The sequence below is a fragment of the Microbacterium sp. TPD7012 genome, from assembly GCF_003075395.1.
GTDB lineage: Bacteria > Actinomycetota > Actinomycetes > Actinomycetales > Microbacteriaceae > Microbacterium.
The window spans coordinates 211,917-231,973 of sequence record NZ_QDFV01000005.1 but is presented as its reverse complement, the minus strand read 5'-3'; the positions used below and the strand labels follow the sequence as shown (position 1 = coordinate 231,973).

The 20,057-nt window shown below is 65.8% G+C and carries 25 protein-coding genes and 1 riboswitch; of the genes, 12 read left to right on the top strand and 13 right to left on the bottom strand.

Features of this window, described 5'->3' with window-relative positions:
- Positions 1 to 72: 72 nt before the first annotated feature.
- The 8 genes from DC434_RS15405 (at position 73) to DC434_RS15370 (ending at position 4,478) form a co-directional block, all read left to right on the top strand.
- Positions 73 to 300 carry a DUF2188 domain-containing protein gene (locus DC434_RS15405; RefSeq protein ID WP_116636187.1) on the top strand — a complete coding sequence of 76 codons (228 nt, stop codon included), beginning with the start codon at positions 73 to 75 and terminating at the stop codon, positions 298 to 300.
- Positions 301 to 345: 45 nt separating this feature from the next.
- Positions 346 to 1,077, top strand: a complete 732-nt coding sequence (locus DC434_RS15400) for a 3-keto-5-aminohexanoate cleavage protein (RefSeq protein ID WP_116636297.1) — start codon at positions 346 to 348, stop codon at positions 1,075 to 1,077.
- 37 nt (positions 1,078 to 1,114) lie between these two features.
- The gene (locus DC434_RS15395; RefSeq protein WP_116636186.1) at positions 1,115 to 1,450 is read left to right on the top strand and encodes a metalloregulator ArsR/SmtB family transcription factor; all 336 of its coding nucleotides are present in this window, start codon (positions 1,115 to 1,117) and stop codon (positions 1,448 to 1,450) included.
- Positions 1,447 to 1,938, top strand: coding sequence for an SRPBCC domain-containing protein (locus tag DC434_RS15390; RefSeq protein ID WP_116636185.1), 492 nt, complete (start codon positions 1,447 to 1,449; stop codon positions 1,936 to 1,938). Before DC434_RS15395 ends, DC434_RS15390 begins: the two co-directional genes overlap by 4 nt.
- Positions 1,939 to 2,014: 76 nt before the next feature.
- Positions 2,015 to 2,539: a PadR family transcriptional regulator gene (locus tag DC434_RS15385; RefSeq protein WP_116636296.1), complete on the top strand. Its 525-nt coding sequence runs from the start codon at positions 2,015 to 2,017 to the stop codon at positions 2,537 to 2,539.
- Positions 2,494 to 3,291: an alpha/beta hydrolase gene (locus tag DC434_RS15380; RefSeq protein ID WP_243408960.1), complete on the top strand. Its 798-nt coding sequence runs from the start codon at positions 2,494 to 2,496 to the stop codon at positions 3,289 to 3,291. The genes DC434_RS15385 and DC434_RS15380 overlap by 46 nt, the downstream gene beginning before the upstream one ends.
- Before the next feature lie 79 nt (positions 3,292 to 3,370).
- Positions 3,371 to 3,844 (top strand): hypothetical protein, encoded by a 474-nt coding sequence (locus tag DC434_RS15375; protein WP_116636184.1) that lies wholly within the window; start codon positions 3,371 to 3,373, stop codon positions 3,842 to 3,844.
- A gap of 199 nt (positions 3,845 to 4,043) precedes the next feature.
- The gene (locus DC434_RS15370; RefSeq protein WP_207769981.1) at positions 4,044 to 4,478 is read left to right on the top strand and encodes a hemerythrin domain-containing protein; all 435 of its coding nucleotides are present in this window, start codon (positions 4,044 to 4,046) and stop codon (positions 4,476 to 4,478) included.
- A 3-nt stretch (positions 4,479 to 4,481) separates the two neighbouring features.
- Here the strand turns inward: DC434_RS15370 and DC434_RS15365 are convergent, their stop codons facing one another.
- From DC434_RS15365 to DC434_RS15355, 3 genes are read right to left on the bottom strand one after another with little or no spacing between them, the layout of a single operon-like run.
- A complete protein-coding gene (locus DC434_RS15365; RefSeq protein ID WP_116636182.1) occupies positions 4,482 to 4,868 on the bottom strand; it encodes a VOC family protein in 387 nt (128 codons plus the stop codon).
- A 55-nt stretch (positions 4,869 to 4,923) separates the two neighbouring features.
- Positions 4,924 to 5,349, bottom strand: a complete 426-nt coding sequence (locus tag DC434_RS15360; RefSeq protein WP_116636181.1) for a GNAT family N-acetyltransferase — start codon at positions 5,347 to 5,349, stop codon at positions 4,924 to 4,926.
- A gap of 22 nt (positions 5,350 to 5,371) precedes the next feature.
- Positions 5,372 to 6,373 (bottom strand): SDR family NAD(P)-dependent oxidoreductase, encoded by a 1,002-nt coding sequence (locus tag DC434_RS15355; RefSeq protein WP_116636180.1) that lies wholly within the window; start codon positions 6,371 to 6,373, stop codon positions 5,372 to 5,374.
- Between the two features lie 75 nt (positions 6,374 to 6,448).
- On the opposite strand from DC434_RS15355, the gene DC434_RS15350 reads away from it, so the two are divergent.
- Both DC434_RS15350 and DC434_RS15345 read left to right on the top strand, forming a co-directional pair.
- Positions 6,449 to 7,018 (top strand): TetR/AcrR family transcriptional regulator, encoded by a 570-nt coding sequence (locus tag DC434_RS15350; RefSeq protein ID WP_243408959.1) that lies wholly within the window; start codon positions 6,449 to 6,451, stop codon positions 7,016 to 7,018.
- Positions 7,019 to 7,171: 153 nt separating this feature from the next.
- Complete coding sequence (locus tag DC434_RS15345; RefSeq protein ID WP_116636179.1) at positions 7,172 to 7,621, top strand: hypothetical protein; 450 nt, start codon at positions 7,172 to 7,174, stop codon at positions 7,619 to 7,621.
- Here DC434_RS15345 and DC434_RS15340 read toward each other — a convergent pair.
- The 4 genes from DC434_RS15340 to DC434_RS20175 all read right to left on the bottom strand — a co-directional run bounded on the left by DC434_RS15340 (position 7,607) and on the right by DC434_RS20175 (position 10,687).
- A complete protein-coding gene (locus DC434_RS15340) occupies positions 7,607 to 7,906 on the bottom strand; it encodes a hypothetical protein (RefSeq protein WP_116636178.1) in 300 nt (99 codons plus the stop codon). The genes DC434_RS15345 and DC434_RS15340 overlap by 15 nt on opposite strands.
- A 32-nt stretch (positions 7,907 to 7,938) precedes the next feature.
- Positions 7,939 to 9,099: a Cmx/CmrA family chloramphenicol efflux MFS transporter gene (locus tag DC434_RS15335; protein ID WP_116636177.1), complete on the bottom strand. Its 1,161-nt coding sequence runs from the start codon at positions 9,097 to 9,099 to the stop codon at positions 7,939 to 7,941.
- A 216-nt stretch (positions 9,100 to 9,315) separates the two neighbouring features.
- Positions 9,316 to 10,431 carry a histidine kinase gene (locus DC434_RS15330; RefSeq protein ID WP_243408958.1) on the bottom strand — a complete coding sequence of 372 codons (1,116 nt, stop codon included), beginning with the start codon at positions 10,429 to 10,431 and terminating at the stop codon, positions 9,316 to 9,318.
- A 109-nt stretch (positions 10,432 to 10,540) separates the two neighbouring features.
- A complete protein-coding gene (locus tag DC434_RS20175) occupies positions 10,541 to 10,687 on the bottom strand; it encodes a hypothetical protein (RefSeq protein WP_165808093.1) in 147 nt (48 codons plus the stop codon).
- Between the two features lie 102 nt (positions 10,688 to 10,789).
- Between DC434_RS20175 and DC434_RS15325 the strand changes: the two genes are divergently transcribed.
- The gene (locus tag DC434_RS15325; protein ID WP_116636175.1) at positions 10,790 to 11,440 is read left to right on the top strand and encodes a response regulator transcription factor; all 651 of its coding nucleotides are present in this window, start codon (positions 10,790 to 10,792) and stop codon (positions 11,438 to 11,440) included.
- A 71-nt stretch (positions 11,441 to 11,511) separates the two neighbouring features.
- Here DC434_RS15325 and DC434_RS15320 read toward each other — a convergent pair whose 3' ends face one another.
- From DC434_RS15320 to DC434_RS15300, 4 genes are all read right to left on the bottom strand, one after another.
- Positions 11,512 to 11,742 carry a hypothetical protein gene (locus DC434_RS15320; protein ID WP_116636174.1) on the bottom strand — a complete coding sequence of 77 codons (231 nt, stop codon included), beginning with the start codon at positions 11,740 to 11,742 and terminating at the stop codon, positions 11,512 to 11,514.
- A gap of 15 nt (positions 11,743 to 11,757) precedes the next feature.
- Complete coding sequence (locus DC434_RS15315; RefSeq protein WP_116636173.1) at positions 11,758 to 12,729, bottom strand: hypothetical protein; 972 nt, start codon at positions 12,727 to 12,729, stop codon at positions 11,758 to 11,760.
- Positions 12,730 to 13,202: 473 nt separating this feature from the next.
- Positions 13,203 to 14,474, bottom strand: coding sequence for an MFS transporter (locus tag DC434_RS15305; RefSeq protein ID WP_116636171.1), 1,272 nt, complete (start codon positions 14,472 to 14,474; stop codon positions 13,203 to 13,205).
- Positions 14,468 to 14,575, bottom strand: a riboswitch (TPP riboswitch). Its footprint overlaps the gene before it by 7 nt.
- 6 nt (positions 14,576 to 14,581) lie before the next feature.
- Positions 14,582 to 15,112 carry a DUF4188 domain-containing protein gene (locus tag DC434_RS15300; protein ID WP_116636170.1) on the bottom strand — a complete coding sequence of 177 codons (531 nt, stop codon included), beginning with the start codon at positions 15,110 to 15,112 and terminating at the stop codon, positions 14,582 to 14,584.
- A gap of 70 nt (positions 15,113 to 15,182) precedes the next feature.
- Here DC434_RS15300 and DC434_RS15295 point away from each other — a divergent pair, with 70 nt between their 5' ends.
- On the top strand, positions 15,183 to 15,791 hold the full coding sequence (locus tag DC434_RS15295; protein ID WP_116636169.1) for a MerR family transcriptional regulator: 609 nt from the start codon (positions 15,183 to 15,185) through the stop codon (positions 15,789 to 15,791).
- 172 nt (positions 15,792 to 15,963) lie between these two features.
- Here the strand turns inward: DC434_RS15295 and DC434_RS15290 are convergent, their stop codons facing one another.
- Together DC434_RS15290 and DC434_RS15285 are read right to left on the bottom strand one after the other, a co-directional pair.
- Entirely contained in the window at positions 15,964 to 16,791 is an 828-nt protein-coding gene (locus tag DC434_RS15290; protein WP_116636168.1) for a hypothetical protein, read from the bottom strand.
- A gap of 176 nt (positions 16,792 to 16,967) precedes the next feature.
- Entirely contained in the window at positions 16,968 to 20,057 is a 3,090-nt protein-coding gene (locus DC434_RS15285; RefSeq protein WP_116636167.1) for a DEAD/DEAH box helicase family protein, read from the bottom strand.

Below are 20,057 nucleotides of genomic sequence, written 5' to 3'. Positions count from 1 at the left end.
GATTTCTCTGTCAAGGGGCTCTCGCATGTCGGCGCCGCATCGTAGAAAGGAATGCGAGAGAAGGGATACGGCATGGCCGCAGGCGACATCGAGACATTTCAGCGCGACGGGATCTGGTTCAACCGCATCGAGGGGGAGTCGCGCACCTTGGGTGCGAGCTTCCTGACCGAGGCAGAGGCCATCAAGGTCGGGCGGGGTGCGGCCGTCGCGCGTCAGGTCACCCACACCGTGCGCACCGAAGAGGGCCCCTCTCCCGACAGCGGCGTCTATGCCGTCCACCCGCGCGACCTGATCGGCTGACGGGTGCTGCCCGAGGCGGATGCCGATGACCGTCCCGGTCGACGGATGCTGCTGCAGGCATGCGTCAACGGCGCGCGAGATGTGGCACAGCATCCGTGGTTGAGCACCGACGCGAGCGTCGTGGCGGGTGACGCGGCGCAGGCGGTGACTGCGGGAGCCGGTGCCATCCACGTGCACCCGAAGGATGAACGAGGTCGCGACAGCCTCGAGGCCGGCGATGTCGCGCAGTGGCTCCGCGCGGTGCGGGCGGCGTGCCCCGGTGTCCCCGTGGGCGTGACGACAGGCGCATGGGCCGAGCCCGACGTCGAGCTCCGGCTCGCGGCGATCGCCGGATGGACTGAGCTCCCCGACTTCGCCTCGGTGAACTGGCATGAGGCGGGCGCCGACGACGTGGCCGCGCTGCTGCTCAGCCGCGGCGTCGGCGTCGAGGCGGGGGTGTGGGATTCGTCGGGACTTGCGGCGTGGCGGCGCTCGCCCGTGCGCGGCGACTGCCTGCGGGTGCTGATCGAGCTGCCCGACGAGGCGGCCGACGTCGTGCGCGGCCACGCCGAGGGATTGATCGCACACGTGACCGCCGAGGAGCCGGGCATCCCGATCCTCCTGCACGGCGAGGAGGATTCCGCGTGGGCGGCCTTCGACCTCGCCGTCGAACGGGGTCTGGATACGCGGATCGGTCTCGAAGACGTGCTGACGCTCCCCGACGGGATGCCTGCCTCGACCAACGCCGCCATGGTGCGTGCCGCCGTGGGGCGGATGCCGGTGCGTTCGAAAGAATAGTTTGCCCTTAGGCATAGTGTCCGCAATACTGTTCCGCATGGCTAACCATTCACAGCCGCTGGACGAGGTGTTCCTCGCCCTCGCGGACCCGACCCGACGAGAGGTCGTTCGGCGTCTCGGGCGCGGGCCGGTGAGCGTCGGAGACCTGGCGCGTCCGTTCCCCATCACCCTGCCGTCGTTCATGAAGCACGTGCGGGCGCTCGAGGCGAGCGGGCTCATCCGCACGGCTAAGTCGGGGAGGGTGCGCACCTGCACGCTCAACCGCGAGCGGCTGGCCGTCGTCGACGACTGGCTCGCCGAGCAGCGGAGCCTCTGGGAAGAGCGCACCGACCGCCTCGAGAACTTCCTCACCGATCCTCAGGAGACATCATGACCGACGTGACCATCGACCCCGAGCACGATCTCAGCCTGCAGCGTGTGATCCGCGCATCGCCGTCCGACGTCTGGCGAGCGTGGACAGAGCCTGCGCGGCTCGAGAAGTGGTGGATCCCGGCCCCCATGGTCAGCCGGGTCGACCGACTCGACGTCACCCCGGGCGGCGGGTTCGTCACGCGGATGAGTGAGGACGGGGATGAGTTCGTGCCGCACGTCGACTCGATCTTCCTCGTCGTGGAGGAAGGACGCCGGCTCGTGTTCACCAATGCGGTGACGAGCGCGTGGCGCCCCGCCGACCCGGAGCCGGTCGCCATGACCGCGGAGATCATCCTCGATGACCACCCCGACGGCACGGACTACCGCGTCATCGTGCGGCACGGCACTCCCGCGGCGCGTGCGCACCACGAGGAGCTGGGCTTCTTCGACGGTTGGGGTTCTGTCACCGCCGCGCTCGCGGAGCTGGTCGAGCAGGAGGCGTCGGCGTGAAGCCCGACGTCGAGACTGAATCGTCGGCGCATGAACATACTTGCGCAGTCCTATATATGTGTGGTCCTATATCGTCATGCAGCTCCGACACGCGATCCTCGGCCTCCTCGACGTGGCCCCGCAGAGTGGGTACGACCTCGGTCGCGCGTTCGAGCGATCGGTCGCCCACTTCTGGCATGCCGATCAGTCGCAGATCTACCGCACGCTCGACCGTCTCGAGACCGACGGGGCCATCGCGACCGAGACGATCCCGCAGCAGGGGAGGCCCGACCGTCGTGTGCATTCTCTGACGGATGCCGGACGGCACGAGCTCGCGGCATGGCTCGGCTCGCCGCTCGAGGATCTGCAGCCGAAGGAGCCCTTCCTCGCACGGCTGTTCTTCGCCGCATCGCTCGGCGTCGACGGCATCCTCGCCCTGCTCGACGAGCGCGAGGCGGCGATCCGCGAAGGGCTCGAACAGCTGCGCGCTCTTCCCTCGGCGACCGGTGACCTCGGTGCCGTGCTGCGGATGGCGACTCTCGATGCGGGCATCCGGCAGGGTGAGGCCGAGCTGCAATGGCTCGCGTCGACCAGGCGCGCCGTCGCCGCGGAGGGCTCGTGATGGACGCGGAATATCCGATCGAGCATGGTGAGCGGGCAGGCGAGTCGATCATCCTGCTGCACGGCGGCAACGTCGGCAACTGGATGTGGGAGCCGCAGGTCGAGCGCCTCGCCGGAAGACACCTGATCACGCCCGACGTAGTCGGCTTCAACACGCGGGCCGCCGAGCGCTGGCCGGGGCTGGATGGGGCGGCGGATGACGTCGCCGCGATCATCCGGGAGCGGGCGGTCGACGGAAAGGCCCATGTGGTGGGGCTGTCGATGGGCGGTGTGATCGCCGTGCACCTGGCGGCGCGGCATCCGGACGTCATCCGCTCGTGCATGGTGACCGGGGCGATGATGACCGGCATCCGAGGTACCCAGCGGCGTCTGGCGGAGTGGCAGCTGCGCGCGTGGGACCGACGGTGGTTCTGGCGCATGCAGGCGGCGATGTTCCGGATTCCCGCGGATGCTCGCGAGCAGTTCATCGCCGCCGGGCGAGGGGTGAGCGCGGAGACGGCACACGGCATGTACGGCGAGATCTTCGCGGGCTCGATGCCCGCCGGCCGGTTCGACTACGCCGGGCCCCTCCTCGCGATCGCGGGAGAGCGCGAGCCGAAGGACGTGCGGGTGGCGTTCACGGCGCTGACGAGGGCGATGCCGCAGACGCGCACCTGGGTGGCGCCCGGGATGCGTCATATCTGGAGCATCCAGGACCCCGATCTGTTCACGCGCACCATCGTCGACTTCGTGGACCGCGACGTGGTCCCCTGACGTTGGCCCCGGTCGTCGAGCGAGCGCCGGCACGCGTGAGTGCACGGGATCGGCGAGGGGCGCAGGCGATACTGGACGGATGCCGACCGCTGAGCAGAACCGCAACTCGATGCCACCCATCCTCATCGTGGCTCTCACGGTGGTGAGCGTCATCCTGTTGGCGGTGGCCGTGGCGTTCGCTCCGGTCGCCCTGTTCACCATCGCCTGGGGGTCGCCTGTCGGGTGGATCGGAACCGCCGTGTGGCTCGTGATCGCCGTGCTGACGGTGTTGGTCATGCTCGGCCGGTCGTGGGCACGGTTCGGGATGCTCCTGCTCCCGGCCGCACTGGGCTACCTCGCCGTGTTGTCGGGCGGGGTGGGGTTCTTCGCGCTCATGTTCCTGGCAGCGGGGATGGCGCTCGTCGCCGTGCTCCTGATGTTCCACTCCTCGTCGAAGGCCTACTTCCGTGCTGTCGGAGCGCGCGGGCGGGACGAGGGTGCGTACGCGGACGCGGACGCGGACGACGAGTCGAGCGAGCCTAGCTCTGTGCGAGTCGAACGCCCTTCTCAGTGAAGTAGGGCGCATCCCCCGTGCGGTGGACCCGGTGGCCGCGACGGATGTCGGCCTGTTAGCGTGTCGGAAGCGTCGCGTGTCGGTGGCAGGCTGTGTCAGACATGGAGGCGTGGGATCCGAAGGAGCACGACGATGAACACGTCGACCCCTTCGCCCTCACGTGACTGAGGGCGAGAAGACCAGGCTCGTGGCCTGGAGCATGGAACTGCGCAGCGTCCACGAGCGGTTGCGCAAAGCACTGTCGATCACGCAGGAGGCTCTTGCTTCCGGCGAACCGCCGGGTGGATCGGCGACTCGCGATCTGCTGCTGTTCTGCCATGGCTTCTGCATGGCGTTGACGGCGCATCACGAGGGCGAGGATCGGGAGCTGTTCCCGGCGATCGCCGCGGCGCACCCGGAACTGCGGGACACGCTGCGCAAGCTCGAGCAGGATCACTCGATGATCGGGCACCTGATCGGCGGGCTGCAGGCCGCGGTGGATTCGGCGGCCCCACCCGACGAGCTGTCGCGGCACCTCGAAGGGATCGCGGCGATCATGGAGAGCCATTTCCGTTTCGAGGAGCGGCAGCTGCTCACGGTGCTCGAGACGCTGGAGCTGGATGCTGATCCGGGGAGGGTGCTCGGGCCGCTGTGACCCTCAGCGCGCGGGGATCCGCTGCCAGCCCGGCCAGTGCGGGCGGTCGACGATGCAGAAGCGGTTGCCTTCGGGGTCTTCCAGGATGATGTAGTCGGCGTCGTCGGGTCGTCCGTCCCACGGCACCTCGCGCGCTCCGAGGTCGACGAGTCGCCGGACCTCAGCGGCCTGATCCTCGGCATAGATGTCGAGGTGGATGCGCGGAGGCAGCACGCGTTCGGAGTGATGAGCGTCGAGCGCGATGCACGGAGCATCGGCATAGCGCGGCTTGAGCACGGCCCAATCGTCGCTGGGCGCATCGCGCTCGATGTAGTCGAGGGCGGCCTTCCAGAACTCGAGTTGAGAAGGCAGGTCGTTCACACGGATGACGATCGAGACGATGGCGAGCATGAGGCGATTGTAGAAAGCGGTTGTCGAGGGCGGCCAGCCCCTTGCGCGGCGGGGTCTATAGCGAAAGGCGGTACGAGGCCGACTCCCGCAACTGGAAGCCTTCCGACTTGTAGAGCTCATTCGCGGCCACGCGCGACGGACGCGAGGTGAGATCGATGCTGCGCGCTCCGCGCATGCGAGCAGCATCGACTGCCGCGCGCGTCAACGCCCGCCCGAGGCCGTGACCGCGCGCAGATCGGTCGACGACGACGTCTTCGATCCGCGACCGTAGACCCGACGGCGTCCGGTAGAAGATCAGCGAGAGGGTGCCGACCGCGACCTCATCCACATATGCCAGGAACAGTGTCGTGTCTGCGGAGACGATCTCTTGGAGATCGGCGATCTCTAAGACCTTCGCGGTCGATGAGAGCTGCGGCAGCAGCCGGTTCAACGCGGTGAGAGCGTCGTCGTCGGCGGCGAGAATGTGGGAGATCCGAACCATGCGGTTCAGACTAGGTCAGCCCCTACTGCACTGACCATCCCCCGTCACTGGCGAGGATCGCGCCGTTGATGTTGACCGCGTCATCCGACAGCAGGAACGTGATCGATGCCGCGAGGTGCTCGGCCGTGGCGACGGTCGGGATCGCCTGCTGGAACGGACCCAGACGGCCGGAGCCGTACTCCGACATGTTCGGGGGCATCGGGATGCCGGTGGCCACGCCACCCGGGGCGACCGAGTTCACGCGGATGCCCTTCGGCCCGTACATGAATGCCGCCGACTTCGTGACGCCGATGATCCCGTGTTTGCTGGCGGTGTACGCGTTGCCCGAGGAGTTTCCGCGCAGACCCGCTTCGCTCGAGACGTTGAGGATCGCGCCGCGACCCGCAGCCTCCATGACCGGGAGCACCGCACGCATGAGCTTGAACGGCGCGGTGAGGTTGATCGCGATGACGCGGTCCCAGACGGCATCCGTCGTCTCACCGGCGGGGGAGAAGTCGTCGTTGATGCCGGCGACGTTCGCGAGGCCGTCGATGCGGTCGCCCGCGGCGGCGAGCACGGCGTCGATCGCGTCCTGCTTCGTGAGGTCACCGGGGACCGTGACGATGTCGGCATCCGGAAGCTCCGCCTTCAGCGCGTCGAGCTTCTCCGCGGCGATGTCGCTGGCGATCACGCGTCCGCCTTCGCGGGCGATGCGCGAGGCCGTGGCCTTGCCGATTCCGGATGCCGCGCCGGTCACGATCACGGTCTTGCCGGCGAAGCGGCCGGAGGTGGGCTTCTCGGTCCAGCCCGCGGACTCGTCGTCGGCGGGGATCTCGCCGCCGTTGGCTGCGCGCACGAGGTCATCGACGATCGACTGGGGCATGGCGCCCTGGCTCATCGCGACGAGCTGCTGCAGCGGGAGTCCGAGCACGGGGGTCAGCAGAGAGGGGTCGGCGCCCGTCTTCTCGAACAGTGCGCGGATGAGCGGCCCGCCGGTCGGGTCGTTCATCCAGTCGCCGATGGTGGAGTGGGCGGTGAGGGCCATGCTCGTTCTCCTTGTTCGAGTTACGCAACGGAGCGTCTATTTATAGATCAGCATACGCCTGAGTACCCTGAGAACGTGCCTCGTCCTCGCAGTGAGAAAGCCCGTCAGTCGGTGCTCGACGCGATGCGCGCCGCGCTGACGAGGCACGCGTACGAGGCCGTGACGATCGAGGGACTGGCGGAGGCCGCGGGCGTCTCGAAGCAGACCATCTACCGGTGGTGGCCGTCGAAGGCCGCGATCCTGGGCGAAGCGCTGCTCGAGGGCGGGCTGCCCGGGGCGGACGTCGCGGTGCCGTTCACCGCGGACCTCGCCGCCGACCTGCGCGCCTGGTTCTCGGCGATGAGCACCGCCCTCGCGGATGCCGACGGCGTCGCGATCGCGCGGGCGCTGATCGTGATCACGGCATCCGATCCCGAGCTCGGGCTCGCGCTGAACGAGAAGCTGGCGGCGCCGATCCGCGAGTGGGTGTCGGCGCGGGTCGAGCTGGCGGTCGAGGCCGGCGACGTGCGGGCGGATGCCGATGCCGCCGCCATCGCGGACCAGTTCGTCGCGATGGCGAGCTACGCCGCGCTGCTCGGGCGGCCGTTGGGAGACGAGCGGGTCGATGCGACGGTGAGCGTGCTGCTGCGGGGGATCGCGGCCTGACCCGGTCGTTGAGCCAACCCGCCCGGTCGTTGAGCGACGAGCGCAGCGAGGAGACGAAACGTCTGCGCCGCTCCGACGCCGTATATTGCAAACGTCCTCATATGTGTACTTCTCTAAGGGTTACACAAGCGCCCTGAGATGAAGGAGGCGCCGATGCCTGATGCTTCACACCCGCGATCGTGGTTCGCGACGATCTTCGAGCCCGGGGCTCCCCGATGGGTGACCTGCACTGTGCTGGTCGGCTTCGCTGCGCTCATCACCGCGGGCGTATCGATGCCCGATCATCGCTGGTGGTTCAACGGGCCCGCTGTGCTCGGGGTCGTCACCTGGCACCTCCTCATGATGGCGAGGTACGAAGAGTCATTTCCCGAGAAGGTGTCTTGGTTCGGTATTCTGACGCGTCCCACGAGCCACCTCGTGGGGACCACCGCGGTGAACGCGATCGGCGCGGCGGGCTGGGCCCTCGCTGGTTTTCGCCCTGACTGGCAGCCGACGATCATCGTCGTGACGCTGGCGCCGATGCTCGTCTGGTACACGATCATGTCGTACGTCCACAGGCGGCGGAAAGTGAGGGTTTGGCGCGTGCCGTCAGTGCGCCCCTGAGTTGGCGGTCAGGTGGTCGTTGATCGCGAACCGCACAGTGCCGCCCGCGGTCTGCACGGGGAACTCGTCGTCGTATGCCGGGATGCGGACGAGGATGATGCCGATGCCGGTCGTGCCGCCGGTCGGCAGATCGACCTCGAGGAAGTGGGGGCGGTCGCCGGTGGGCACCTGCTGTCCGGTCGCGGTGGTGGCGTGGACGGGATAGGTCCCGGGGGTGAGGTCGTGGCGGCTGCCGTCGTCGACGATGACGGTGATCCCTGCGGGGATCGTCACGGTCGCGCTCACTGTGCGATCCTCGCAGGGTTTCCACCGGGGTGTCAGCCCGCCGCGCCCGCGGAGGCAGGTGCGATCGACCGCCGCGACACCACCGCGACGACGAGTGCCAGCGCCGTCAGCCCTGCGGCCACCCACATCGGCGCGACCACTCCCGCGATGAGCGCGACTCCGCCGAGCACAGGCCCGACCGCCGCCCCGACGTTCAGCGCGGCTGTCGCGTACGATCCGCCCATCGTCGGAGCATCGGATGCCGCGTACAGCACCCGCGCGATGAGTGTGCTGCCCACGCCGAACGACAGCATCCCCTGCAGGAACACCAGCGCGAGCAGCAGCACCGGATGCGCGGCGGTCAGGGCCATCGCGATCCAGCCCGCGAGCAGCAGCGGTCCGCCGACGCCGAGCACGATTCCGGGGTGACGGTCCGACAGCCGTCCCGCGATCGTGACGCCGAGGAAAGATCCGACGCCGAACAGCACCAGCGCGACCGAGACCCATCCGGCATCCAGTCCGGCGATGTCGGTGACGACCGGTGCCAGGAAGGTGAACGCCGCGAACGTGCCGCCGTTGACCAGGGCTCCCAGGGCCATCGCGATGAGGAGGCGCGGTGAGGTCAGCTCACGCAGCTCACGTCGAAGTGACGACGGGGCGCTGTGTCCTGCCGTCTTCGGGATGCCGCGCAGCACACCGAGCACGGCCGGAAGGCAGAGGATGGCGATGGCCCAGAAGGTCGACCGCCATCCGAGTGCGGTGCCGAACAGGGCGCCCGCCGGAACGCCGGCGACGGTGGCGATGGTCGTGCCCGAGAGCAGCACCGCGAGGGCGCGTCCCTTTCGGTCGGCGGGGACGAGTGCGGTCGCCGTGGTCAGCGCGACGGCGAGGAAGCCCGCGTTCGCCAGAGCGCTCAGGATGCGCGTGATCAGCAGGACCGCGAACGTCGGGGTGAGGGCTCCGACGACGTGGCATCCGGCGAAGACGAGCAGGCAGGCGATCAGGGTGAGGCGTGGCGGCCAGCGGCGGGCGAAGGCGGCCATGAGGGGTGCGCCGACGACCATGCCGACAGCGAAGGCCGATGTCAGCAGGCCGGCGGTGCCGACCGAGACGTCGAGGTCGCTCGCGATGGCGGGAAGCAGCCCCGCGAGCATGAATTCCGAGGTGCCCATGACGAAGACCGCCAAGGCAAGCAGATAGAGAGAGAAAGGCATCGAGTACTCCGAGGTGAGAGATCAAGAAAGGGAGCTTCTTGGTCACCACGGCCATCGCCCGGAGACGACGGATCGGCGCCCGCACAGACAGCGGGCGTCGGGTTCAGCGGATCCGGGGGCTGGCGGTGTGACCGGCAGCCCCTGACCTGTCTGACTCGGGACTCGACATGGGAGTGAGTTTACCCGGAGCCTCTCGTGCCCCTACAGACTGCGCAGTCAGCTGCGCTGTTCGGGCGTGGCAGGGACGATGGCTCGAAGAACCCATCCTTCGTCCGTGTGCCCCCACTCCAGCTCGCCGTTGTCGCGAGCAAGGCGCTGCCGCGCACGGCTCAGCCCCCGTCCGCCCGAACTGATCGGTCTCGCCGCGAGGTTGGAGGGGGCGGTGTTCTTCACGACAAGCTCCACCCCGTCGACCTTGTCGATGATGTCGAGGCTCGCCGTCGGCGAGTTCGGTGCATGCTTGATGATGTTCGTGACCGCCTCGATCGCGATCTCAGTGAGGAGACGCTCGGATACGGATGAGATTGCGAGTTGCGTGTTCGGCGCTGATACCCGGGTGGGGATGCCTGCGTCGTTCAGCAGACCGCCGAGCGAGCTGATCGCCTCCCGCGCGACTCCGTCGTATCTGCTGGGCCGCGCTGCGGGTGCCTCTGTCTGTGTGTCCCGCATCAGGGAGAGCAGCGATTGGATGCTGTCGAGGGCCTGCTCTGCGGACTCCTCGATCGTGGTGAGTGACACTTCCCGCTCCGTGTCATCCGTCTGCTTCGGCAGGGCGCGAGCGTGGAAGAGGATGAGAGTGAGGTCGTGAGCGATTCCATCGTGAAGTTCGTCGGCGATCCGCTCCTGCTCTTCGCGTGCGATCGCCTCGAGATCCTTGACGACGCGCGCGCGTTCGGCGACGAGGATCGCCTCGCGCGCCGCGACCAGCCTGAACGCGAGTCCGGCCAGAAAGGCGATGATGGCGATGCCCAAGATGCCGAAGACGCCCCCCGTTGCCAGGGTCGATCCGCTGACGGCGATGTATGTCGTGAGAGCAGCGAGGAGCAATCCGTGAGCGATGATCACCCAGGGGACGCAGGTTGCAGCGACGAGGCTGAGGGCAATCGCGAGTTCCAGGAGGTCTCCGCCGCTGCCGGTGAACACTACCCCGACGCTGCCGATGAACATCACCATGAGCGCTGCGATCGTCGGGTGCCAGGCGAAGGTGGCAAGGGCGGCGTAGAAGGCGATCGCGAGGAGGTCGAAGCGGCTGAACGTTCCGTGCGCGACGATGAATCCGATCGCGATACACACCAGCACGCCCACGACTGCGACCAAGAAGAGCCGTGCCACGGGATGGAGTGAGCGCTGCTCCCAGAATCTGCGCGAACGGATCAATCGTCCCATCGAGAGCCGCGCACCCTCTGCGGCGCGCAGCGCTCGAACGCCGCTCAGGGGTGATTCACGCACAGATGCCGAGTGTCTTGCACAGCCAGTTTCCGAGATCGGCGTTGCTCCCGGCGAAGACTCGTGCCAGCAAGCCGATGCCAAACAGGTTCAGTCCCACGTGGGTCTCCTCAACTTCGGGCCACGACTCGTCGTGGAACACGGCATGATTCTGTCGTCAACCCTAGGCGGCTCTCACCCCAGGACTCGAAAGCGTGGCCCCAGGGCTAGATCTCGCCAGCACAGCGCGCGATAGCGTGAACAGGTGACAGAAGCCGTGAGAGTACTCGTCGTCGACGATGAAGCACTGGTGCGTCATGCTCTTCGTGCGTTTCTCACTTCCGATGACCGGGTCACGCTCGTCGGCGAGGCGTCCGACGGTTCAGAGGTGATCGAGGCGTGCAAGAGGTCTTCGCCCGACGTCATCCTGATGGACATCAAGATGCGCGACATCGGCGGGGTCGAGGCAACCCGGCGCGTCCTTGAGTGGAACCCGCGCTGCCGTGTCGTCGCTCTGACCACTTTCACGACCGAATGGCGCGCGCTCGAGGTCCTTCGCGCCGGCGCGTGCGGGTACCTCGTGAAGAACTCGACTCCCGATGAGATCATCGCCGCTGTCGTCGCAGCTCACGCCGGCGACCGCGTCGTCTCACCGGAGATCCAGTCGAGATTCGTTCGTGCCGCGATCGATTCCGGAGATGTCGGGAAGACGCATGCGCCCGTGCTGAGTGATCGCGAACACCAGGTGATCGAGTTGATTGCCCAGGGCCTGTCGAACGCGGAGATCGCCCAGGAACTGCACTACGCGGAGGGCACCGTGAAGGCGGACATCCGCCGCATCAACCATGCTTGGGGCGTCGAGAACCGGCTCCAGATCGTGCTTCGGGCCACGGAGTTCGGAATCATCAGCATCTGAGGGGGCTGGCCGATCCAAAGCCAGAAGGTGGAGTGCCGCTATACGCGGCACCCACCTTCTTCACCGAATGATCACGCGCGCGGTGCCCTTGCGCGGCGATATCGCTGCGTCATGACGACGAACCAGGCCATCAGGACTATCACCGCCGGTACCTGGAACCACAGCTGATACTCCGGAAAGGCCACGCCAAGCGCTACGCCGGCGAAGAACGCGACGAGCGCGAGAATCGTGAAGACCATCCGTGAAGCCGGTCGAGTGATGGTCTGGAACCAAGACTGCTTAGCGTGAACCGAGTTGGTCATGATCGCTTCTCCTCATCACTTGCATGGTCCGCCGGCGTACGTGTCGACCCACCAGATGATGTTCGCGGCCGAGTACGTGTTCGTGGCCGTGATCTGCACGCAACGCTTGGGATTCGAGTTCTGCGCAACACCTGCGTTCCACGCTACGGCACCCGCCGCCAAGATGCAGGCGAGGGCCATGACCGGACCGCACACTGCGCCACCGAGCGAGGCGAGACCGTACTGCGCGATCGTCGCAGTCTCGGCACGGTTGAACCGAACGCGGTACTGGAAGATGTTCGGCTGATCAAACGACGGGTCCGCCACCACGGGATACGCGGTTCCCTCGGACTGGTGCTTCACGACCTGCGTCAGGACACTCCCGTCGGCCACATAGTGCGTCTCGACGGTCTTCCCCGCTGCGTCCGTGGCCCAGGGGACATCCACGCGAGCGAGGATCACTTCGACATCCTCACCGCCCGTCGATTCCCCGTCGGTCAGCACGAGTGCGCTGCCGTCCTCCTGGATCTCCACAGTTGCGCCGGCGCCGAAGTCGTAGGCGAAAGACTCGGTCTGGGTGGCGGCAGCGATAACGGTGCTGACCCGTACGGCGTCGTCCGCGGCCAGAATGTTCACGGACGGAACCTGAGCATCGCCGGCGTAAGTCACGGAACCGTCATCACTCACAACCGCCGAGCCCAGGTCTGCCGCGCCAGGCAACGACAACGACGCGCCAGCCTCGCCGGTATCGGTGGTGAACGACAACCCGTCGACGGGGTCGACGTTGAATTCCGCCTGCCCGCCTTCAGTGAAGGAGGTTCGCAACTGATCTCCAGCCTGCTCGACAGCCAACGCATCCAGGGCGGTCGGTGCCGCTGCTGTCACAGCCTCGGCAACCGCATCCGGGTCTGCATCGGAAGCAGCGAATGCGGGAGTCGTGCCAGAGAGTACCAGGGCGAATAATGCCGCTCCCGCGACCAGCGGCGTGCGACGGAATCGAGTCTTCATGCGGTTTCCTTTCACCGGTGAGAACCAACTCCGGCTCACCGTACGTGGCGGCCACCAGCCGGTACAGCCGCTCGACCAGTTCGTGGCCCTGGGGCCACGGAGCGCCTCATGCCTTGATCTGACGCTGCCGAAATGGTCACGATGGATGCGGGCAGCGCCTCTGGTGAAGCCCGATGAACTCGCCGCGGCCGACCAGAAGGACGACGATGCCCCAGACTCTCGCGCAGCGCTTGACGGTGGCTCTTCCGATCGTCGGCCTGACGTTTCTGCTCGCATCGTTGATGCTTCCCGTGCATTTCGCTGTCCTCGCATGGGGGCTTGCCATGCTCGCCTTCCTCACAGCACTCGGCTTCGCGATCGTCGCTCAGCGCGAGCGACGAGCGGAGCGGCCCACCCTTCGGAGACTGGGGTCCAGGTGAGCGGTCGGCGGACGAGCGAAGGGTTGCGGCACCGCGGCCGCATCCCCGCGCCCTTCACTCCAACCGCGCTTCCCGGTCGGGTTCGGGCCCGAGGAGCGCCCCGATGATGAGCAGCGCAGCCGCCGCGGCGAGCACGACGGCCACCGCAGGGCCCGCGCCGAGCATGCTCTGCAACCCGGGCAGCCAGAACGGGTAGAGCGCTGGGATCACCATGGAGAGCGAGTAGCCGACCCCGTATCCGCTCGACCGCACGGCAGCGGGAAACCGCTCGGCGAGGTAGGCGCCGACCGGGCCGTAGGCCGACACGGTGACGATCTGCACGACGGTGACGGCCAGCACGGCGCCAGCTCCCTGCGAGGACATCGCCCACGGGAGGGCCAGTGGAGCGGCGATGATCGCGAGGCCTCCGAAGACGACGAAGAAGCGGCGCCGTCCGATCCGCTGCGAGATCGCACCGCTGGCGATCATTGCCGCAGCCGAGACGAGGGTGGCGACCAGCATGATGAGCGGCACGGTGGTCGGGCCGATCTGGGGTGCTTTGCTCAACAGGCCGGTCAGCACGGGGATCGCCATCTGCGTGAACAGCCAGAGGGCGGTCATCAGCGTGAACACCTGCCAGAGCTGGCGGCGGAACGGTCCGACCAGGATGTCGGTCAGAGGTCGGGTGCGGTGGGGGACGCTCGTCGAGACCGGGGAGTCGTGGACCCCGGCGGAGTAGTAGAAGAGCAGCGCCACCGCGAGCAGGGCGCCGGCGATGAACGGCATCCGCCATCCCCACATCGCGTAGTCGTCGGCTCCGAGCGCCTGCAGGAGCGTCAGGGTGAGCGCGGCGATGAATGAGTTCGCGAGTGGGGACATGGCCATGATGCCGCCGCTGAGCAGGCCGCGCCGGCGTGGGGCAGACCATTCCATGGCGAGCGGGATCGCCGCGGAGTATTCGCCGCCGAGGAAGATGCCGCCGACGAAACGGAGGGCGACGAACGCCCAGAGGGTTGCTTCACCACCGAGGTCGTGGTTGGGGATCAGGGCGATCAAGAGCGTTGTGATCGCGATGCCGGCGATCGCGACCTTGGTGGTGCTCGTGCGGCCGTAGCGGTCGGCGAGGCTTCCGAAGATGGCGGCTCCGAGCGGGCGTCCGAACAGGGTGGCGACGAAGATCAGGCCGGTCTGAGCGGGGTCGGGGCCCAGCACGACCGCGGCTGCGGGGGCGAGCGCGATCACCGGCAGGAAGATATCGACCTGGTCGACGAAGTTGCCGAGCAATCCGCCGCGAACGGCCTTTCGTGCTCGGGAGGACGTTTCGGGCTCGGTGATGAGGCGCGACATATGACTCGACTTCCTACGGCGGCATGACCCGCATCAGGTGTAAGGGTCGGCGCTGCGTCAGCGCCCTCTCAGCCCCTGCCGGGACTCCCCTGTGGTTGGAAGGAAGTCTAGGGGAGGCGCGGTTCGCTCAAGATCTCCGGGGACTGCGCCTGGCCAGACACCGTCCGCCCGTCCGCGAACCGCGCCTGCGCCCGATCCTGCCGCTTCCCTACCTCGACCATCTCCGTCGCCTTCGGCAGCCCCATCGGCTTCGTCGACACGTACACGCTCTCGGCCCGGTCGACGAGGAAGGTCTCGTGCCAGATGCCGACCGCTCCCGGAGCCTTGCGCGCCATCTTGTTGAAGCGGGTCCAGGCGGGGCGGTGCTCCTGTGACGGGCTGGACGCGTAGGCGTAGAGCTTGTCGACCGAGGACCAGTACTGCACGACGTAGGGTCCGCCGGATCCGAAGAGCAGCTGGTAACCGAGCATGCCCGAATCGGGGTCGGTCGAGAGTTCGCGCAGCATCGGCGGCATCGAGAAGAACGTCGGCAGCCACAGGTCGGGCCGCCACCAGCGGTTGATCTGCATCCCGATGTGGAACACGACGAGCTCGCCCTCGTGGCGGTGGGTCATGCGGCCCGTGATGACTTTCGACATGATGTCTCCTTGGTTGGATAGTTTCACTATCCATAATGGATAGCGCTACTATCGAAGTCAAGAGGTGGCCATGAGAATTTCTGAACTGTCAGCCCAGACGGGCGTGACCGTGCCGACGATCAAGTACTACCTGCGCGAGGGGCTGCTGCCCGAGGGTGAGCGCAGCGCGCCGACCCAGGCCGCCTATGGCGGGAAGCACGTGGAGCGGCTGCGGGTGATCCGGGCGCTGCTCGATGCCGGAGTGAGCATCGCTGAGACGCGACGTGTGCTGGCGGCGCTGGATGATCCGCCGGAGAGCCCGCACGACCTGCTGGGGACCGCGCATGCGGCGATCACTCCGCCGGCGGATGAAGCACTGGATCTGACGGAGGCCGAGCTTCTTGTGACCGGGCTCGGGTGGAAGCCGGGGATGTGCGATCCGGCGGTGCTGAGCGCAGTGGCGCGGGCGCTGCAGGGGCTGGAGAGTGCGGGGTTCGTCGTGCCGGATGCCGCGATGGCGGAGTACCTCGCGAGCATGCGACGAATTGCGGATGCCGAGATCGCCGGGGTGCCGACGGAGTCCGCGGAGGCCGCGGTGCGGTACGTCGTGCTGGGGTCGGTGCTGGTGGAGCCGTTGTTGCTGGCGTTGCGGCGGGTGGCGCAGCAGGTGAGCTCGGGGGAACGATTTGGAGGAGCCTAGCCTCGAGACGACGCCTCGGTCGTGCGTTCGGATGGCATCGCCATGCTGCGCCAACGTGGTCGCAAGGTGATAAGTGATGGAGAAACTGAGTTGAAACCGAATGCGCCCATGCGACGGGGTCAATCTGTGCTTCCTACATACGCTGCATGGAATCGGGATGGCAAGTCTCTCGTCAGCCCGACATGGCGAGAGTCCGCAAGCGCCGAGTGAGAGCAGATCGAAGGGCCTCCAAGCCTTCGGTGTTCGGGAGGTACTCGAGCGTACGTATCGACTGAAGATCAAAGGGAACGTCCGCAAGTGTCCGGGCGAGCGGGACTACATGTCGACCGAGCGTATGCGCGATCCCGGTCTCGTAAAAGACATTGGAATTCTTACCGGTGAGGTCGGAAACTACGATCTGGGCCCGCCAAATCAAACTAAGAACGTCGTCCATGATGTTATGGCTTTCCCAGATGTCGTCAGCGCGCAGGCACCGTAGGCCGGCATCAGCGGCGGCGCTCCGTATGGCGTCGTAGACGTGATCGAAGCCAGCGAACGGCATCATTACGGCGACGAGGTCTCTCTCGCGAGCAAGGTGAGTCGGGATCGAAAGGGCAGCAGATTCTGACCCTGGACCCGATTCGCGCGTCAAGACGGCATCGTAGAGGTCGACGTTCTTAACGGCCCAATGTGTTCGATCAAGCTCCCAGCTGTCTACGCCCAGTTCACTGGTCAATTCAGCGATGCGATCGCTTTGGATAGCTGCAACCGCATCGTTCGCCCGAAACCTGAAGGCGACAGTTGTGCCTGATTCGAGCGTGATCTCGTCTATCTTGCCGACACGCGCGTATGGTGGTTCGCTCGTGTCGTTCAACTCAGGCATCAGCAGGGTGGGGAGGGTCAGGAGGCGCTGGTAGCGAGGGCTTGATTCAGCGAATTGGGTGGCATCTTCCGATGTGAACTCCAGCATCCTGCTGCGATGGATGGATCCGCCTGTGGCGCCGACAATCAGGTTATACACCCGTCCATTATCGTTGCGCCGCGTGTGCGGGCGGGATGGAAGCGAGCGGGTCTTCGTTGTGCCGCCGTGATCTGAGGTGACGATCCAGAGTGAGTCGCCGTGATACGACGCTGAGTTCGCCGGCGTGCCGTCTGAACTCGCGGTCCGCGGCAGGTGGCTTGCAACCCGGTGCGCAGCTACGCCCCAACGACTGAGAGCAGCGAGTCATAACTGTCCACAACGTCGTACTTGACGCTGACGATGCCGCCCTCAGAAGCCTCGTTGAGTGACGCGAAGAATCTGCGGGCGCACTCGATCTTGGCGTTCTCAATGCTCTTGAGCTGCATAGTCGACATTGAGCCTTTGGTCTCGGCGACGAAGTAGACGTGCTTAATCTTTGTGTCGTCGTCGCGGAACGCTATCGCCCAGTCGGGGTTGTAGTCGCCGACCGGGGTAGGTATGAAGAACCCGCGTGGCAGCTTCGAGTACACGACCACCTCGTCGCTGACGTCGAGCTTCTCGACAAACGACCGCTCGACCTTGGAGTCGGTGATGGTGTATTCGTACACGCTCTTCTTCAGTTTGTCACCCGCCTTAGACAAGTCCTGAGCGGTCTGGTTCTCCGTAAAGATCGACGAATCGTAGCGGGCGTCGAGAGGGTCGTAGCTGAGGTGCTCGACGATCACCGTGGCTTTCTGCTCGTTGATCAGCCGTGAGGCTTCGGTGATGAACTGCTCCGGGTTCTGCTTGAACTTTGCGAAAGTACCCGGCTGGATACCTGCCAGGATCGCCGCGCAGGTGCGGCGAATGAGGTGCGTTTTCTCAGCGATCTCCCCCAGCAGGTCGTACTTGACCGTCGAGCCTGCTGACACGGCCGAGTGTTCGACCTTCGTTTCCGAGACTTTGAAGCCGGTGCCAGCCTCCAGCTGCTCGACTTCGAGACCGACGATCTGATTGCCGGCCTCGACGATGTATTGCATGACCGTGACGTTGAGCGACGTGTCGAGCGTGCGAATGCAGTTGGCAATCAGCTCATTGGAGTCAAACTCGACCTGGTAGACGGCCTTGCGATTGATTCGTCCCCACAGCTCCTGAAACTCGCGCTTCTTGAAGTTCGCCTCGTTGAACGGGATCTTCTTCGGCTTGCGGCCATCGGTAGGCTTCGGCACATCGAGGTAGAGCGCATCGACGAGGGGCCAGACGAAATCTATGATCGGTTTGAGCACATCCGACGTCGGGGTCGCGAGGGTGCCGTCGGCTCGTGCCTCTTTGTATGTCTGCGTCACGAGGCCTGCCTCATCGATATAATCGTTTCTAATCAGGTGGAAATACAGAGCCTGCGCGGCTGCCTTGTGAATTGCGCTCATAGACCCGTCGCCGAGCGTGATGTGCTTATCGGTGAAGTAGTCGACGCTCGCCGTGCGCGGTCGGGCAGACAGCGACTCGATGATCTCCTTCTGGAGGGCGGTGACGAAGTCAGTGTATGACTCGTCGGTGACGACGGTCAGCTCGTTGATGTCGTGAACGGTGACGGGGTTGTCCATCCGCTCGCCGTGCTGGTCGACCGACAATCGCAAGCCTCGACCGATCTCCTGCCGTCTCGTCGTGGTGTTGTCGCTCTTCTTTAGCATGCCCATCACGAACACGTTCGGGTTGTCCCAACCCTCGCGTAGCGCCGAGTGCGACCAGATGAACCGCACCGGCTCCTCGAAGGACAGCAGCCGCTCCTTGTCTTTGAGGATCAGATCATACGCATCCACGTCGTCCGACTGGCCGGCGAAATCGCCGCGCGCTGCGATCTTCCCATCGACGAACTGCTTAGTCTTCTTGTCGATGGAGAAGTAGCCCTCGTGGGTCGAGCGCACCGGGATCGCCTCAACGTGCTTGCGGTAGCGCTCGGCTGATTCGTCGAGGTCAAGCTGGCCGAGGTAGTCGGCGAGCACCGCCGCGTACTCTTCCTCAAACACTCGGGCATACTCGCCGAGGGTGTCCTCGCGGTCATAGTCGCGGTACTTTGCAACCTCGTCGATGAAGAAAAGCGACAGTGTCTTGATGCCCTGCGCGAACAGCTCACGCTCCTTATTCAGGTGCGCGCGAACGACCTCGCGAATCTGGATGCGTCGCTTCTGGTCCTCGGCGACGTCCTCCGTGACTTCGCCGGCGCCGAGGGTGTCACCATTGCTCAGCTCGATGATGTCGCGGTTCGCGTCGACATTCCGGATGAAAAGGCCCTTATACGCCTCGATGCCGCCGGAGATGTCGTGCAGGTTCGTGCCCTGACTCAGCCGCCGAACCTGACGCTTAATACCGCTGGCGGTCTGCACCTCCAGCTCGACGCGGGCCTTGGGGAAGTCCGCGCCCTTGCCGACCTCCAACCCATCCACGTAAAGGTACGCGGTACTACCGGCCAAGTGTTTCACGGTGATGCCCCGCACCGCGATCTTCTTTACCAGCTTTTGGTTGTAGGCGTCGACCGCGTCGAGGCGGTGCACCTTCGTCCGCTCGATCTTGTGGGTTGCTGAGTACCGCAGTGCGAACAGGGCGTTGAACAGCCCGAGCGCTTCTAGCGACTTCGACGGCTTCTTGGCGTCGCCCTCGACTTTCTGCGGCTCGTCGATGATCAAAATCGGCCGGTTCGCTCCGATCACATCGATAGGCCTGCGCGACTGGAAGTCATCGAGCACCTCGTAGATGCGCCGGGCGTCCTTGCCGGTGGCGTTGAATGCCTGGATGTTGATGATCATCACCTGCACCCCCGCGTCCGAGGAGAACCGCTCCAGCTCGTGAAGTCGCGATGAGTTGTAGACGAACGTGCGCGGCCTGGTGCCGTACAGCTGTTGGAAGTGTTCGGCAGTGATGTCGAACGATTTCTTTACGCCCTCACGGATCGCGATCGACGGCACGACCACAATGTACTTCGACCACCCATACCGCTTGTGTAGCTCCATGATCGTCTTGATGTAGACGTATGTTTTGCCCGTGCCGGTCTCCATCTCAATATCGAGGTTGATCGGTGCCGCCGACTTCTTGACCGGGTCCTTGAGCTCCTTAGACAGCTCCAGCCCGCGCGCACGCTGCACCGCATGCACGTTCTCAAGCAACTGAGGCGGTGTGAGCGCAATCTCGGTGTTACGCAGACCGGCGTCGTCCAGCAGCGTCAGCGCAGCGTCCTTGCCGGGATCGATGCGGTACCTCACCCCATCGGCGTACGGCTGCCCAGCGAACACTTCGACCGCGGCATCGACGGCCTCGGTCTGATAATCCTGAACCTTGAACTGAAGCTTCAT